General features: G+C 55.3%; 10 protein-coding genes. 7 read left to right on the top strand and 3 right to left on the bottom strand.

Annotated features, from left to right (window positions below; genetic code table 11):
* Nucleotides 1-88 precede the first annotated feature (88 nt).
* From ACQKLP_RS13495 to ACQKLP_RS13505, 3 genes are all read right to left on the bottom strand, one after another.
* Nucleotides 89-6841 (bottom strand): fibronectin type III domain-containing protein, encoded by a 6753-nt coding sequence (locus ACQKLP_RS13495; protein WP_427323272.1) that lies wholly within the window; start codon nucleotides 6839-6841, stop codon nucleotides 89-91.
* A 222-nt stretch (nucleotides 6842-7063) separates the two neighbouring features.
* A complete protein-coding gene (locus ACQKLP_RS13500) occupies nucleotides 7064-8281 on the bottom strand; it encodes an acyltransferase family protein (RefSeq protein ID WP_427323273.1) in 1218 nt (405 codons plus the stop codon).
* Nucleotides 8278-9462, bottom strand: a complete 1185-nt coding sequence (locus ACQKLP_RS13505; protein ID WP_427323274.1) for a glycosyltransferase family 2 protein — start codon at nucleotides 9460-9462, stop codon at nucleotides 8278-8280. Before ACQKLP_RS13505 ends, ACQKLP_RS13500 begins: the two co-directional genes overlap by 4 nt.
* A 518-nt stretch (nucleotides 9463-9980) precedes the next feature.
* On the opposite strand from ACQKLP_RS13505, the gene ACQKLP_RS13510 reads away from it, so the two are divergent.
* The 7 genes from ACQKLP_RS13510 to ACQKLP_RS13540 all read left to right on the top strand — a co-directional run bounded on the left by ACQKLP_RS13510 (nucleotide 9981) and on the right by ACQKLP_RS13540 (nucleotide 16763).
* Nucleotides 9981-10367, top strand: coding sequence for a response regulator (locus ACQKLP_RS13510; protein ID WP_427323275.1), 387 nt, complete (start codon nucleotides 9981-9983; stop codon nucleotides 10365-10367).
* A 169-nt stretch (nucleotides 10368-10536) separates the two neighbouring features.
* Entirely contained in the window at nucleotides 10537-11556 is a 1020-nt protein-coding gene (locus ACQKLP_RS13515) for a sugar transferase (RefSeq protein ID WP_427323276.1), read from the top strand.
* A 111-nt stretch (nucleotides 11557-11667) separates the two neighbouring features.
* Nucleotides 11668-12579: a glycosyltransferase family 2 protein gene (locus ACQKLP_RS13520; protein ID WP_427323277.1), complete on the top strand. Its 912-nt coding sequence runs from the start codon at nucleotides 11668-11670 to the stop codon at nucleotides 12577-12579.
* Nucleotides 12580-12620: 41 nt separating this feature from the next.
* Nucleotides 12621-13646: an NAD-dependent epimerase/dehydratase family protein gene (locus ACQKLP_RS13525; RefSeq protein WP_427323278.1), complete on the top strand. Its 1026-nt coding sequence runs from the start codon at nucleotides 12621-12623 to the stop codon at nucleotides 13644-13646.
* Nucleotides 13607-14812: a glycosyltransferase gene (locus ACQKLP_RS13530; RefSeq protein WP_427323279.1), complete on the top strand. Its 1206-nt coding sequence runs from the start codon at nucleotides 13607-13609 to the stop codon at nucleotides 14810-14812. Before ACQKLP_RS13525 ends, ACQKLP_RS13530 begins: the two co-directional genes overlap by 40 nt.
* Nucleotides 14787-15551, top strand: coding sequence for a class I SAM-dependent methyltransferase (locus tag ACQKLP_RS13535; protein WP_427323280.1), 765 nt, complete (start codon nucleotides 14787-14789; stop codon nucleotides 15549-15551). Before ACQKLP_RS13530 ends, ACQKLP_RS13535 begins: the two co-directional genes overlap by 26 nt.
* Nucleotides 15552-15557: 6 nt before the next feature.
* The gene (locus tag ACQKLP_RS13540; protein ID WP_427323281.1) at nucleotides 15558-16763 is read left to right on the top strand and encodes a glycosyltransferase family 2 protein; all 1206 of its coding nucleotides are present in this window, start codon (nucleotides 15558-15560) and stop codon (nucleotides 16761-16763) included.
* The last annotated feature ends 66 nt before the right edge of the window (nucleotides 16764-16829 follow it).

The raw sequence follows: 16829 nt of genomic DNA on the forward strand, positions 1-16829 counted from the left end.
TAAAGTGTGAAATTTTTTAATCCGACAAGCCCGAAAAAATCCGGTTTGACCCGGATTTTTTCGGTAATCATTTTAAAGGTTAGAATCGTTAATAATTGCTTTTAATCAATTTGGTCGAGTTGACGATTTTGCTTCCATCTACCAGTTGCAGGAGGTACAGGCCGCCCGGGATGCGGTTGGAGCCCATATCGAGGAGTACGCGGTGCGTGCCTGCGGGCAGTTTGCCGAGCATCTTCGTGTGTACCGATCTGCCGGAAACGTCTGTCACATTCAGGATGAAGTTGTTTTGAGACTTGCCGTCGCTGATGATCTCTACGTTTACGTTGGAAATGAACGGATTCGGGTACGTCTTATCGATCTTGACGCTGGTTTCCAGTATTTGCTCGCCTTTGTTGTTGGCAGCTTTCTGGAGGATGAGGTCCGGATCGATCTGGCTGGCTTCCGGTGTGTACGACTGGATCACCAGGGCGCCGATGTAACCGTAGATCGACTGTCCGCCGGCGGTTACCGAGATCAGGACTTCACCGTTCTGGTCGGGCGATACGTCGTTGATCTGCGTGGTCTGGTTGATGTTGTATCCAGCGTTCAGGGAAACCATTTGTCCGTTGATGGTATAGATGGAAGTACGGTCGCCCGCGCCATCGCGGCTTGCGAAGAATACGAAGTTGTATTTCTTGGCAAGGTTCAGGCCTTTGATCTTGAGCTGTCCGCTTTCGTTGATATCCACCCAGTACGTGCTGCTGATAACGTTGTCGGGATAAATACCGCTGTTGTTGCCGGTGTTCATGCCGTACGGGTTATCGCCCGTAAAGGCTTTGTGGATCACCATGGTCATACCGGTATTTTCGTTGTTATCATCCTTCAGGTTCGGGAATTCCAGGCCCTGGGCAGGAGCGGAGTTGGTGTTGTTCCACGGAGCGCCTGCGGGGTTGAACACGTTGAAGTTGATGTACACCGCATTGCGGAAGGTTGCCGCAGTGGCGATATTGCTGAAATCGGACTGGATGGCGGCTTTCAGTGCGCGCACCTTGTAGTAGTAACGGGTATCGATGCCGAGGCCGTTATCTGTATAGGTGTTCACGTTGTTGCCCACCGTTGCGCGAAGGGTGTAGTTCACCTTGTCGGTAGAACGCCATACTTCAAACCCGGTTTCGTTGTTCGAATTGTCGAGCCAGTTCAGCTGGATGCTGGTCTTGGACTTGGCAAGCGCGGTAGCATTGCCCGGCGCGAGCGGTGTACCATTGTCGAGGTAGTACTGGATCACTACGGAGTTGATGTACCCGTAAGCTGCACCGGTAGCCTGTTTAACGGTAAAGTCGATGTTGCCGGAAGCATCCGGGCTGATACCGTTGATCTGCACCGTATTGCGGGTATTGTTGGCCGCGTTCAGGGTTACGGTGCTGCTGCCCACGGTGTATTCCGTGTTTTTGTTATCGTTACCCTGGCGGCTTCCGAGGAAGATCAGGTTATAACGGTAAGTGGCATTCAGGTTGGAGATGCGGATCCTCCGGGCGGTAGCTTCGCTCGTATAATAATTGCTCGCCAGCACATTGTCCGGGTACACACCAGAGTTGTTGCCCGTTGTGGAACCCACGGTATTGGTACCGGTGAAGCCATCGAGCAGCTGGATCCGGATGCCGGACAGGGTACCGGTTTCATCGGCCAGGTTGGCGATCGCCGCGTTGGCGCCGGGATACGAGTTGAAGTTGTTCCACGGAGCGTCTGCAGGCAGCGTCTGGTTGAAGTTCACATATACGGTTGTGATGTTCTTATCACGCACCTGGAGGGTGAACGTCCGCGTAGATGCACCACCATGGTTGTCGGACGCGGTCACGTTGATGTTCGCGAAGCGGCCAACGTCTCCGGAAGACGGTACGATGCTGATGCTGCCGGTACCATCGCCATTGTCGGTCAGGGTAGCGAACGGCGGCAGGTTGGTAGAACGCAGGGTCATCACGTCACCGGCATCGTCGGTCGCATGCAGCGGGATGGTGAAGGTTTCGTTGTTCTTGATGCTTACGTTGCCGATGCTGTCGAATTTCGGGTTGTTGTTGCCGGTCAGGATACCGATGGTGTCGGTGTAGCCGGAAGGACCGTGTTCATTCACAGCGCGGAGCGTATAGTAGTATTGCGTGCTGGCCACCGAAGTTGCGTCGGTGAAGCTGGTAGCGTTGGCATTGCCACCGGCGGGGTTCAGCAGGGTGAACGGACCGGCAGGTGCGGATGCGCGGTATACTTCGTAGGCAGCTTCATTGAAGGCTACGTCTTTCCAGCTCAGTACCACGCCACCGGAAGACGGTGTTGCGGCGAACTGGGTCGGTTTGGCCGGAGCGTTACCGTCGTCGTAGTTCACCTGGATCACCAGGGCGTTGATGTAGCTCCAGGAAGAACCGGTACCATTCTTCATCGTGATGAGAATTTCGTTATTCGCATCCGGTGAGATGTTATTGATGGATACGGTGTTCTGGGTATTCTTCGCAGCCTGCAGGGAAACCGTGGTGCCACCAACCGTGTAGTCGGTCATGCGGTTATCGGTCACATCTGCACGCGCACCGAAGAAGGTCAGGTTGTATTTGCTGGTGGCGTTGAGGCCTACCAGTTTGAACGTTTGCGCCGTGGTATTGCTCCAGTAGGCGGTTTTCATCACGTTATCGGGATACACACCGGAGTTGTTGCCGGTTGTAGTACCGAAGTAGTTAGAACCATTGCCCAGTGCGCCCCAGTTGCTCGTTACGCGGATACCTACAGTGGTGGTAGCGCCTGAATTGTCTTTCAGGTTGGCGAACAGATCGTTCAGCACCGGCTGTTTGTTGGTGTTGTTCCACGGTGCGGGCGCGGGGTAAGAACCATCGGTGAAGTTCACGAAGATCGTCCTGCTCGGGTTCACATCGTTCACGGTGATGGTGAACGACTTGGTATCGATACCGCCTCTGCCGTCGTCCGCTTTCACGGTTACCGCATAAGTGCCTGCGTCGATGAAGCCCGGTGCGAGCGCGATGCTGGCGCTGTTGCCGGAAGGCGTCAGCGTTGCGAATGCCGGCAGGCCGGTCGCGCTCCAGGTCACGGTTTCACCTGCGTTGTTATCGGTAGCGGAAAGGGCAACGTTAGCCGTAGCGTTTTCGTTCAGCGAAACGTTGGAAACAGCCCCGATCACCGGTGAGTAGTTGTCGTTAACGGTCAGGTTGAAGGAAGAGTTGGTAACACCGCCATGCTGGTCGGTTGCCGTTACGGTGATGTTGTTGTACACACCTTCGTTGGCCTGCGTGGGATTGAACGTCAGGGTGGCAGTGCCGCCGCTGGTATTGAACTGGCCGAATGCAGGTACGTTGGCGGAAGTGATGGTCACGGTTTCGCCGTCGGGATCGGTAGCGGTCAGTGCCAGTACCAGTTGCGTACCATAACGTACGGAACGGTTTTCGAGCGGGGTGAGCGCCGGTGCCGTGTTCAGCGTGGCTTTGCTGGCCGTATTGCTGAATGCGGAGCTGCCGCCTTCATTTTTCGCCAACACCTTATAATAATAGGTCACATTGGCGAACAGGCCGGTATCGGTATAGTTGGCCTCAGATCCTGCATTGGCAGGGATGGAGGTGAACAGGCGGAAGTTGGACGCGTCGTTGGCCGAACGGTACAGGTCGAAGGCCGTTTCGGTGGTGGAGTTGTCGTTCCATTTCAGCTGGATGCTGCTGCCGCTGAGCGCGGTGAGTGCCAGGGCGGTCGGCGCAGCCGGGATAGCCGGCATGGCGAGCGTTTTGGCCGTCGCGTTCTTGTTCACGTACATCGAGTCGGGAATGAGGCGTTTGCTTACGCCAGGCCCGGCATAGCTGGTAGTCAGCGTCTGGTTACCGCTTTTGTCGTAGTAGGTAACGTGGATCTGGTATTTGCCTGCGGTCAGCAACTTCGTCCCGCTCTTTTCGGTCGGGCCGTTCTGGTGGTCGTTGCTTACCACGAGGTTAAGTTCGCTATAGTTGCCGATATACAGCTTGCTGCCGTCGTCGGAGTTCGTATAGAAGGTATACGTACCGGTGGTCGGGATATTGATCCAGCCGGAGAACTTCAGTGCAAAGGCATCATCCCGCTGGCGTACGTCCAGCGTAACGTTAGACGACAGGCCCGTCTTCACCGGAGTGGAGGTGTTGAAGTTGGGGAGGGAAGAGATGTTGGTGGCGGTGTTGTACGCGCTGTACGAGAACCCGCCGGTTTCATTCGGGTGGAACCCGGACGCACCATATTTGTTGATCGCCTGGATGCGGTAGTAGTACGCAGTGGAAGCGTTGAGGCCGCTGTCCAGGTACGCTACTTTATTCGCAGCGGCGGTATTTACGATGCTGAACGGACCGGCGGCGCTTTCTGCACGGTAGATTTCAAAGCCGGTTTCGTTGTTGCTGCTGTCTGACCAGGTGAGCTGGATCTTGTTGTAAGACAGTGCGGTGGCTTTGATATTGCCCGGTGCTTTCGGAACGGTGCCGCCCGGAGCGGTGTTCAGGTCTTTGAAGTATTCTGCCGGGATGGTTTGCTTGGTGCTGCCAACGCCGCCTGCGGTGTTCTTCCAGGAAACGGTCATGGATTCGCCGCCGCCCTGTTCGAAGAACGCGATCGCGATCTTGTGCATACCTGCTGTGAGGTACTTGGTGCCTTCCTTGTCTACCGTACCGTGCAGGCCGTCGTTGTTCACGAGTGGCGTAGCGGCATTATCGTAATCGGTATCGATCCACAGTTTGCTGCCATCGTCGGAGGTAGTCACGAAAGTATAGTTACCGGTAACGGGGATGCGGATCTGGCCTTCCCAAACGAAACCGAACTGATCGTTGCGGTTGCGGACGCTGAGGTCGGGAATTTCGGAGATACCCGTCTTGATCGGCGTAAGGGTGTTGAAGTCGGGCAGTACAGACCAGTTGCCTTCATAGTAACGGTAGTTAAGGCCGTTCGCTACGGGGCGGGTGCTCACCTGGTTGCTCCTTGTGGAAGTGTTGCCGGCAAGGTCGCGGGCTTTCACCACAAAGGTGTACAGGCTGTCCGATTTCAGGTTGAACACGGTGAACTCGTCTTCCGTGGCATCTACGGTGTAAGATTTGAGGCTGTTTACGTAGATGTCGTATTTGAATACGCCCACATCGTCGTAAGACGGGCCCCAGGTCAGTTTCACCGATGTGGTGGACGTGCCGGAGATCGCGAGGTTGGAAGGAGCGGACGGCGGATTGTTGTCTACCTGGGTAGTGGCCGTTGCTTCATTGCTTATTGCAGAAGCCGCGGTAGTGTTCACCGCACGCAATACGTAATAGTATTTCGTGTTGGGGGAGAGGTTATTGTCGGTATAAGTAGCCGCGTTCGGAGCCGTGATGGCGATCAGCTGATAGTTGGCGCCGGCCGAATTGGAACGGTACACTTCGTAGCCGGTTTCATTGTAAACGGCATTCGGATTGTCTGTCCAGTCGATCGTGATCGCTGTTTTGCTGATGGCCGTAGCGGTGAGGCCGGATGCGGGTGCCGGCGGGTTGGGGCCGTTGGCGGGGATGATGGTGAAAGGAGCGGACCATTCGCTGGAGCAGCCGAATTTCTCTGTCACGTTCGCCTGGTATTGACCGGGCGTGTTCACTGTCTGCGTTTGTGCGGTACCGATGATGGCGGGGTCGCCTACTTTGCGCCATTGGTAAGAAGTATACCCTTCGGGCAGGGTGAGCACCACATAGTTTTTGCCGTCTACAGCGGGGATGACTTTACTCATCAGGCCTGCGATGGAGAGCGGCGGCGTTTGGGTCGCTTCTTTCTGCTTAACGACTACGGGCGTGGGAGACCAGGGAGACCATTCGGTGCCTCTTTTGATCCTGGCATCGTAAGTGCCGAATTCGGTAGCGGTGTATTCGTAGGTGGTGGCACCTGCGATCACGTTACCGTTTTTCCGCCACTCATAACCGTCGAAGCCCGGGGTAAGACCGAGCACGACGCTGACGGTTTCACCGGGGCAGAATTCGTTGTGGCCGAATGCGGGCCAGGGGTTCGCTTTGTGCTGGCGGCCGATGAAGGGCCAGAAATCGGCTTCGTCCCATGCGGTGTTCCAGATACCGTGGCCACCGTTGGGATAGAGGGTCATCTTGGCATTACCACCGGCATCCTGATCGGCCGTGATAACGGCTGTAGTGGTAGAAGGGTGGGGGTTGTTGTCCAGCCCGCCCTGGAAAATCCACAACGGGATGTTCTTGAAAACGTTTACCTGGTCGCGGTAGGCGATGGAGCAACCGCTGATAGGCAGGAAACCGGCAACTTCCTTGGGATAGCGGAACATGAATTCCCATGTTTCGGTACCGCCGGCGGAGAGGCCGTTCACGAAAATTCTGTCGGGGTCGAGCTTGTTGTTTGCTTTCAGCTCGTCGATAATCTGTTTAACAAAATCGTACTGGGGTTGACCGAAAAAGCCGGTAGTGCTTTGCGGAACAAGGATGAATCCATCGAACTTACCATTGTCGACAGCAGCACAGAATTTGCCGCCACCATGGTACAGGGAATACTCGTTGTCATAAATGCCGCCACCTTCTCCACGGCCGTGGAAGAAGATGAAAATGGGATATTTCTTACCGTCACTGACACCGTGCTGGTAAGTTTTGGGGTACTTCAGGCGGAAAGGCATCCCACTCAGGTAGTAGCATTTGTAGGAGTCTTTGTTCGTGAAGTTCACGGAAGAGCGGACGGTGCGCACCCATTTGGAAATGGTGCCCCAGGCCGGCGTTTCCGGAGGATCGTTGGGGTTGTAGGTAATCACCGGGTCAGCGGGATTAAATACCTGTGCCGAGCCGGGAATTGCAAATCCCAGCAGGCAAGCTAATAGTAACAGGTAAAATTGTCGCATATGGTAAGTGTTTCAGTATGTTCAATTTGAAACTTACCCAGCGAATGAATGGACAGTCTATAATTTTTCAGCCTACTCAATCACTGAGCGGCTTTTCGAAGGAAAACGGTTAAAAAAAAGTGGAGGTTTTTTTGAGAGGATAAGGTTGGGGCTTCTATTCAGGATGTAAAACTAGGAAATATTTCCATTATTACAAATATTTTAAGAGCATTAACAAATCATTTAAGTTGCAGGCTGGCGGCCGTGTACGTCGCTTTTCGGCAAAGCCCCCACTGCGGGCCGTTTGCGGGGGCCATGCAGATAGAATCCGATCTTCGTGTACCGTACCCACCACTGGTAGGTGGCGAGGCTTACCGCGATGGTTACCCCAAGGGCGAGGGCATATTTGGCCGGCCCCCAGAACCGGAATTGGCCTATATACATCTGCACCGCGCCCAATAGCCCCACATGCACCAGGTACACCCAGTAAGAGGCGTCCGACAGGTACCGCACGGCAGGCCGTTCGGCATTCACCCAGCGCAGAAAAACACCGGCCACGCCCGTTACCAGGCAGATTGTAGCTGCAGTGGCCCCCGCCTGCAGCAAAGCCCTGTTCACCTCCGGCGCAGCCGGATCGATCTTCGCCCATCCCACGACACATCCTACCACCACGCCCGCCAGGGTAAACGGCAGCGCGTATCGTTTCAGCAATGGGAAGATCCGTTTCATATGGTGGTGCAACACCCATCCCGCAAAAAAGAAAATACCGTAATACGTCAGGAACGAGACTTTCGGCACCAGCCCCGGCGCGTACTCCACGAACGGCGAAGCAAACATCCACAGGCTCATGTAACTGGCGGCCGTCATCAACAGGAGGATACCGCCGGGCGAAAAATCACCGTGGATGAACTTCAACGGCAATAATCGCTTCGCCGCACCGCTGCCCATCAAATGGTAGACCACGAGGCCACCGGCATAAAGGATCGATAGATAATACAGGAACCACAAGTGCAGCGGCCCCCTCCAGGTAAAAATATCTTTCAGTACGGCAGAAACCGTTGCCCAATTCCAGGGCATCCCCGCTTCCGACACGCGCGCCACCGCCGAAGGCAGGTAGGTGAGCGGCAATATCGTGAAAAGGCCCACCACGAACGGGATAAGTATCCGCTGCGCGCGGTGGCGGATAAACGGCCGGGTCCCGATCTTGAGGAACAACAGCCGGAAAAAGAACCCCGCTATAACGTAGAACAGCTGCATCCGGAAAATATGGATGAAGAAGAAAATATAGTCGTACGAAATGTCGGCATAATACGGATCATGGTATAATCCCTCAAATGGACGGTACGTGTAGGGCATGGCCGCATGCAGCCCCACGCCGAGGAACATCGCCAATGCACGGAGCGCGTCCATGCTGGAAATACGGCCCTGGCCGGAAGATGCTGTATGGGGTGCCTGACTCATGAATTTTGCAGTGTTGGAGCACGTACCGCCTTGTCCCACGCGGCTTGCTGTTTTTTACGGATAAATCGGAAAAACCCTTCGTAAATGGACACATTCATGAACACAAAATAAAATGGCACATAGGCCGGTTTGAATTTGATGTCGCGCATAGCCAGCGCCCAGCCCGTCAATGCCGCCGCGTAAAAAACGCATTGCGCCGCCAATAGTAACGTGTATATCCCGCCATACCCCGCCATCACCAGCCAGATGTTGGCGATGAGCGCCACGGGGAGGCTCAGGGGCGCCAGTGTCCACCGCAGTACGCGGTGGCCCAGGTACTGGAACGTCAGCACCGGGTGCTTGAAGAAATTCAGCAATCCGCCCAGCCGGCTGATCGCCTGGAACCCGCCCGCACTGATCCGCACCTTCCGCTTATGCTCTTCGCCGATGCCGGCAGAAGGGCTTTCCATCGCGTAGGCGTCCGGCGCATAGGCGATCCGGTAACCTTCGGCGCAGATCCGGAGGGAAATGATGAAATCGTCGAGCACCACGTCTTTCTCAACGGGCCGGTACAATTCCGTGCGCACGGAAAACAGTTCCCCTGCGGCGCCCACCACGCTGAAAAGTTCCGCGTCCAGCCGCTTGAGGAGCGATTCGTATTTCCAGTAAATGCCTTCCGCATTCTCCGCACCGCCTTCCCCCGCGATCACTTTCTTTTCACCTGCCACGCCGCCGCAGCGGGGATCCTGGTAATGGCGGACGATACATTTCACCGCCTGATCGTTCAATAAAGTATTGGCGTCGCAGAAAATAACGATGGGTGTATGCACCTGCTGCATCGCACGGTTCAGTGCGGCCGTTTTGCCCAGTCGCGCCGGTTCGTGCATCAAGCGGACGGAAGGGTAGGCGCTTACGATCGCATCGGTACCATCCGTGCTGCCGTCGGTGATAAATAATATATGCAGCTTCCCTTCGGGATAATCGAGGGCGAGCGTGTTGGCGATCTTTTCGCGGATGAAACCGGCCTCGTTATACGCGGCCACAACCAGCGTAGTTTCCGGGAAATAGCCTTCGGGCAAGGGTTTGGGGCGACGGAAGATGCGCTTCAGCCGCACGGCCGCAGCCACGGCTATTCCGTAACCTATATAGCTGAAGAACAGGATAAAAAGACTGATAAACAATATGACTTTAATGGTGATCATCTGGTTTGGGGGTCGTTTCAGCTGCCAAATTATATAACAATCCTGATATTCAAATCACGATTGCGGTCGTCCACTTACTTAAATTCATCGTTTACTATCGATAATCTGTATTTCACGAGAAAAAAGCATGCATTCGCAAATTTCAGATATTATTTTTTTTGGGGTGCCGTACTTTTGCATCAGTACAGAGATCGAAAGTAATGTTCCTTGTTTGCCGACCTCTTTTCAAATCTAATGTGAAAAATTTTATTTGCGCGATTTGAAAATAAACTTATAATTTTACTTCAGCTTTTGTACGACCCTATAATTCTAACCATTCCTCTGAGTAATTCCTGCAATAATTTAACCTCCGGTACCGCAGTACCAGCGCATCGCGTTGTGTCATAGCTGCAATGGTCCCGGAACCCTGACCAAATCCTCCCTGGAAAATCAAAGATGACCACGCGGGGCTACATGCCTATTGCCTGTTCGCCGCAGTGGAAGAAAACTAAATCTTTATTTTCTAAATGTAGGAAACAATGAAGAAGACTATACTCGTAGTAGACGATAGCGTGCACATCAGGATGTTGCTGGAAGCCATGTTGCAGCATAAATATAAAGTGTATACGGCGGAAGACGGACTGAGCGCCCTCATGTGGCTCGCAGCCGGCAACACACCGGACATTATCATTACCGACATCCAGATGCCGCGGCTGGACGGCTGGGAGCTGATCAGCAACCTGAACAGCAACCTGCTTTTCAACGACATCCCCGTGATGGTGCTCACCGGCATTTCATTGCACGATGTCAATTTTGTTCACCCGAACGTGGTCCACGTCATCAACAAACCTTTCGACCCGCGTGATCTCATAGAGAAGATCGGGTTTCAGCTCAACCGGGAGCTGCCCATGGCCGCGAACGGATGAAACGTATCCGCGCCGCTACCGCTATTAGCTATTGAATAACACCTATAATCCGAACATGATGATTCACCATTTGTCATTACCCCTAAAAAAAGAAGTTACGACCAAGGTAGTACCCCTGGCTGCGAGCGCGGCAAGGTCCTGGGCGCTTTGTATAGGCGATCCGGGATTCATGCAGCGCATGCAGCCGGAAAGGCCCGACCGGCTCCTGGTTGTCAGCAGCATTCATTCCGCCGCGAAAATACTGCGGGACCAGCTGCCGATGGATGTGAAGCCGTCATATATCATTTGCAACATCAGCTCCACCGGGAGGCCCGCTGAACTGGTAAAGCAAATCCGCTCCCTCGATGCGCTGGCAGACGTGCCCATGTTCGGATATGTGCAACAGCTTACGCCGGAGCTCCGCCAGCAGATCCGTTCCGCCGGCGGCATCGATAACGTGGTAACGGCCGATACATCGGTCGATGAATTCATTTCCATCCGCGACCAGGCCATCCGCCTCCGCTCGCTCGCCACCCGGCCAGCACAGACCACCGGCGACATCAAGCCGCGCAAAGCTCCTTCCGCCTACGTTAACCATTATGTAAAAAGAGGGATCGACATCCTCGCCGCAGGGACCGGTCTGCTCATTCTCAGCCCCCTGCTGCTGCTCATCGCCGCGCTCATCAAACTGGAATCGAAAGGGCCCGTTTTCTATATCTCCCGGCGCGCCGGCCAGCGTTACCGCATCTTCAACTTCTACAAGTTCAGGACGATGGTCAACGACGCCGACCAACAGGTGAAGAACATGGCCCATCTCAACCAGTACGATACCGGCGATAAAGGCCCCGTGTTCTTCAAGATCAGCAACGATCCCCGCGTAACCCGCCTCGGCAGCTTCCTGCGCAATTCCAGCCTCGACGAAATCCCCCAACTGCTGAACGTGCTGCTGGGACATATGTCGCTGGTCGGCAACAGGCCCTTGCCCCTCTACGAGGCCGCATCGCTCACTACCGACAGCTATTGCGGAAGGTTCATGGCGCCGGCGGGGCTCACCGGGCTCTGGCAGGTGAAGAAACGGGGGAAGAAAGACATGAGCGTGGAAGAAAGGATCAACCTGGATATCGAGTACGCCCAGAAGCACACCGTGCTGTTCGACATGTGGATCCTGGCCAGCACGCCGAATGCGCTCCTGCAGAAAGACAACGTATAGTATATAAAATAAAATACAACCGGGCCTGCCCGGATATCAAATACCCCACCGGAAAAGGATTCCGGGCACCGAATCACCGAACAACACCGAATGAAACAGAATTTACCAGATATGGAACAGCTGAAAACAGCGCCCCTGGTTTCGATCATCGCATTGAACTTTAACCAGACGGCCGTTACCTGTGAGTTCCTGGAATCGACGAAGCAACTGACGTACCCAAATTTCGAGACCATCGTCATCGATAACGGTTCCAAAGTAGATCCCACAGCACAGATCGAAGCCGGGAACTATCCCAATGTAAAGCTTATCATCAGTCCCGAAAACCTCGGTTTCACCGGCGGCAACAACCTCGGCATCGAGCACGCCAAAGGCGAGTTCGTGTTTATCGTGAACAACGACACCGAAGTAACGCCAGACCTGTTGCAACACCTCCTTGCACCGTTCGGGGCCGACCCGAACATCGGCGTCGTATGCCCGAAGATCCGTTTCTGGCATCACCCCAATGTGATCCAGTACGCCGGTTTCCATAAGATGAACCTGCTGACCGGGCGCACCTGGGCCGTAGGCAGCAAGGAGGAAGACAACGGCCAGCACAACACTTCCGGCCCCACCTGGTGCGCGCACGGCGCCGCCATGATGGTAAAGCGCGAAGTGATCGAGAAAGTAGGGCGCTTCGCGGAGAAATTCTTCATCTACTACGAAGAATCCGACTGGTCGGCCCGCATCCTCCGTGCCGGGTATAAAATCTATTACAATGCTGACGGACTGATCTTCCACAAGGAATCCATCACCATGGGAAAGGAAAGCCCCATCAAGGTATACTACATGACGCGCAACCGCATCCTGTACATGCGCCGCAACACGTCGAAACGGCAGCTCGCCGCTTTCTACCTGTTCTTCGGCTGCCTGACCTTTCCCAAATCGGTGCTGAAATACACGCTGAAAGGAAAATTCGATCATCTCGGATCATTCCTCCGCGGCACTTTCTGGAACCTGACGCAATCCAAATATTCCCCCGTTTAATACACACATCACCCGTTTAATCAATAAAAAAAGTTCAAAACATGTCTAAAATTACTTCACTGGTTACCGGCGGCGCCGGATTTATCGGATCACACGTAGTACGCCATTGCCTCGAAATGGGGCATGAAGTGGTAGTGCTCGACGATCTCAGCGGCGGCTTCGAAGACCACATTCCCGCAGGCGCCCGATTCGTGCAGGGCTCCATCACCGACGATCAGCTCGTGACGGGCCTTTTCGAAGAATACAAGTTCACTTACGTATACCACCTGGCCGCTTATGCCGCAGAAGGTCTGTCGCACTTCATCCGCCGGTTCAACTACAACAACAACCTCGTTGGCAGCATCAACCTCATCAACGAATCGATCAAGCATAAAGTAAAATGCTTCGTCTTTACCTCGTCTATCGCCGTTTATGGTGCCGGACAGCTGCCCATGCGCGAAGATATGACCCCTATGCCCGAGGATCCCTACGGCGTTTCCAAATACGCTGTGGAACTGGACCTGAAAGCCGCCCACGAAATGTTCGGCCTCAATTACGTGGTATTCCGCCCACATAACGTATATGGCGAAAACCAGAACATCGGCGACAAATACCGTAACGTGATCGGCATCTTCATGAACCAGATCATGCAGGGCCAGCAGCTCACCATCTTCGGCGACGGCGAACAGACCCGCGCATTCAGCTATATCGACGATGTGGCCATCCCCATCGCGCATAGCGTGAACACGCCCGCTTCCTACAACCAGGTGTTCAACATCGGTGCAGACAAGCCCTACACCGTGAACGAACTGGCGAAAGTAGTAGGCGCCTGCTTCGGCGTTGAGCCCAGCATCAACTACCTGGCCGCACGCAACGAAGTGATGCACGCCTATTCCGACCACACGAAAGCACATGCCATTTTCGGCGCCGGATCGGGCGTATCGCTCGATGAAGGCATCCGCAGGATGGCCGAATGGGCGAAAGTGGTAGGCGCGCGCAAAAGCAAGGAATTCGAGAACATCGAGATATACGAAAAACTTCCGCAGGGTTGGGAAAAAGCTGCCCGTCCCGCGACTATCCCCGCGTGATGGACCAGCACCGCAAAATACGCGTTCTGCAGGCCATCCGCCAGGGCTTGATCGGTGGGGGAGAGTCGCACGTGCTGAGCCTCGTCTCCGCGCTCGACCGCGACCGCTTCGAACCCGTGGTGCTTTCCTTCACGGAAGGCCCCATGATCGACCGGCTCCGCGAAATGGGCGTCAGCCACCACGTCATCCCGTCTACCCGCGCCTTCGATCCTTCCACCTGGAAAACGGTGAAGCAACTCATCGAAGACGAAGGGATCGACATCGTGCATGCCCATGGTTCCCGCGCAGCCAGCAACCTGCTGCTGCCGGCGAAGTGGAGCAAACGGCCCATGATCTACACCATTCACGGCTGGTCTTTCCACGACGATCAACCCCGGGTGCAAAAGCAACTGCGGATCTGGTCGGAACGGCTGCTTACATCGGCCTCCGCCGCCAACATCGCCGTATCGGCCTCCAACCGAGATACCGGTACGAAGCATTTCTCCGGTTTCAAAGCCGATGTGGTGAACAACGGCATCGACCGGCGGATCTTCGACCCCTCGCGCCAGTTCCCCGACGTCCGGAAAGAACTGGGCATTTCGCCCGATAAAACCGTGGTGGGGTTCATCGCCAGGATGACTTTGCAGAAAGATCCGCAAACGCTCATCCTCGCATTCGCAGAGCTGCTCCGCACACAGCGCGATATCGTGCTGCTCATGGTGGGCGATGGCGAGCTGAAAGCCGAGGTGGTAGAGCTGGCACGGTCGCTGGGAATCGAACATGCCGTCGTGTTCCAGCCGTTCCGGACAGACGTTCCGGCGCTCCTCCAGGCGATGGACATCTACTGTCTGCCTTCGCTCTGGGAAGGGCTGCCGATCGGCCTGCTCGAGGCCATGGCCATGGGAAAAGCGGTGGTGGCAACGGCCACGGACGGCACGAAGGAAATCGTCCGCCACGGCGGCAACGGCGTCATCGTCCCGGAAAAGAACCCGGCCGCATTGGCGGCCGCGCTGGCGACCCTGCACCTCAACCCGGAAAACAGGAACTTCCTGCAGCGGGCGGCCAGGGCCACCATCGAAGACCGGTTCAGCCAGGAAAGCATGGCGCGGCAGATCGAAGACATCTATCTCCGTATCGTTTCAAGACAACCAAGCAAACAACATGAGCGAAATAACGCAAGAATATAACAGGGCTGCCGACCAGAAAAGGTTGCAGTTCATCACAGACGCGGTCTCGTCGAGGTTTGCGCCGGGCGCAAGTATCCTCGACGTAGGCTGCGGCAACGGGGTCATCAGCCGCCATCTCGGCGGAAAGGGATTCCAGGTGCTGGGGATCGACGTCAGCCCGCAAAGCATTGCACGGGCCAACGAGCTCAATCGAAACGCCAACACCCGTTTCGAAGTGAAAAGCGCGGAAGAGCTCGTAGCCTCCGGCGCACTGTTCGACGTAGTCATCTGCAGCGAAGTGCTGGAACACCTCCAGGACCCGGACGCCCTGCTGCGCGTGCTGTACCAGTCGCTCAAGGACGACGGCATCCTCATCGTGACCGTTCCGAACGGCAACGGGCCGCGGGAGCTCCTCGTGACCCGCCCGGTGCTGGCCATGCGCGAAAGCAACGGCTGGGCCTGGAAGCTCATCGTGAAACTGAAAAAATCGATGGGATATTCCGGCACCACGGTCCAATCGGCCGCAGATAACCTCGACCACGTGCAGTTCTTTTCACGGAACGACCTCCAGCGCATGTCTGCCGGTAACCGCTTCCGCATCGTACGTTTCGGCAAGGCGAACTTCCTGGAAGACGTGTTCCCGTTCTCTTTCATCACCAAAAAACTGCCCGCGCTCCAGCGGCTCGACTGCAAGATCGCGGACCTGCTGCCGGCGGGCATGACCGGTGGATTTTTTACCGTTTGGGAAAAGCATAAATAACCAGGTATGGCGAATGTTCTTTACTATGCATGGCTGGCCGTGCAGGCGGTGCTGGCGCTGTACGTGCTGCAACCCCTCATCCTGCTGCTGATATTCGGCCTCAAACGGGCCTTCAGGGCGGTTGGGGGAGAACGGAAGCCGGCGGCGCCCGTGGAAGACAGGCCTCGTTCTTTCGGCATCGTGGTAACGGCGCACAAGAACCTGGAGCTGATTCCGCCGCTGGTGGATTCCGCGCTGAAACAGACGTACCCGCATTTCGTGGTGTACGTGGTGGCAGACGCCTGCGAGCAGACCGATATCGGGATCACGCACCCGCAGGTGAAAGTGCTGGTGCCGGCCACGCATCTCAACGCAAAGATCCGTTCCATCGATTTCGCCATACAGCAGTTCGAAACGGAACACGATGTGATCGTGATCCTCGATGCCGACAATCTCCTGCATCCTTCGTACCTGGAAGTATTGAACGGTCATTTCGCGAAGGGGCACCGGGCCGTGCAAACCAATATGCTGGCGAAAAATACCGACAGCGCATATGCCTGTCTCGATGCGGCGGGGAACTATTTCTACAACTTCATCGACCGAAGGATGCGCATGGAACTGGGCTGCTCCGCCAACATCTGGGGGCTGGGCATCGCCATGGAATTATCGCTGTATAAAAGCATCATTTACCGGAACTTCCTGGGCGGGTTCGATAAAAAGATACAGGCCGACATCGTGAAGCAGATCCCGCTGCTGGCTTACGCCGAAGACGCGAAGGTATATGATGAGAAGATCGACTCCGGGGAGGCGATGGAGCGCCAGCGCACCCGCTGGATCAACGCTTACTTCAAGTACTTCGCATATGGATGGGACGTGTTCAGTACCGGCCTCCGGCGCATGAGCCCCAACCTCATCTATTTCGGCATCAACCTGCTCCGGCCGCCGTTGTTCATGCAGATCGGCGCAGCCTTGCTCATGGTAGTGGTGAATTTCTGGGTCGATCCTGTGCTTTCCATCGTGTGGCTCGCTATCCTGGCGCAGTTCCCCATCACGTTCTTCGCCATCGTGGCGGTCATGAGCCGCGACAAACGGATCATTGCGTCGCTGGTTTGGCTGCCCGCGGTTTTCCTTCGCCAGGTGAAAGCGATGTTCCAGATCAGGAAAGCGAACAAGAGCTTTCTGCAAACCTCCAACAGCAAGCGCATCTACATCGAAGACGTGCTACGGCAATAAGTTTTTTTTAATTCACGGGTGTATTACAGGCCTTGCTTGCCTGTGGGTCCGTTTGCGGGTTTGAAC

This window comes from Chitinophaga sp. NPDC101104 (assembly GCF_050277495.1).
Classification (GTDB): Bacteria; Bacteroidota; Bacteroidia; order Chitinophagales; family Chitinophagaceae; genus Chitinophaga.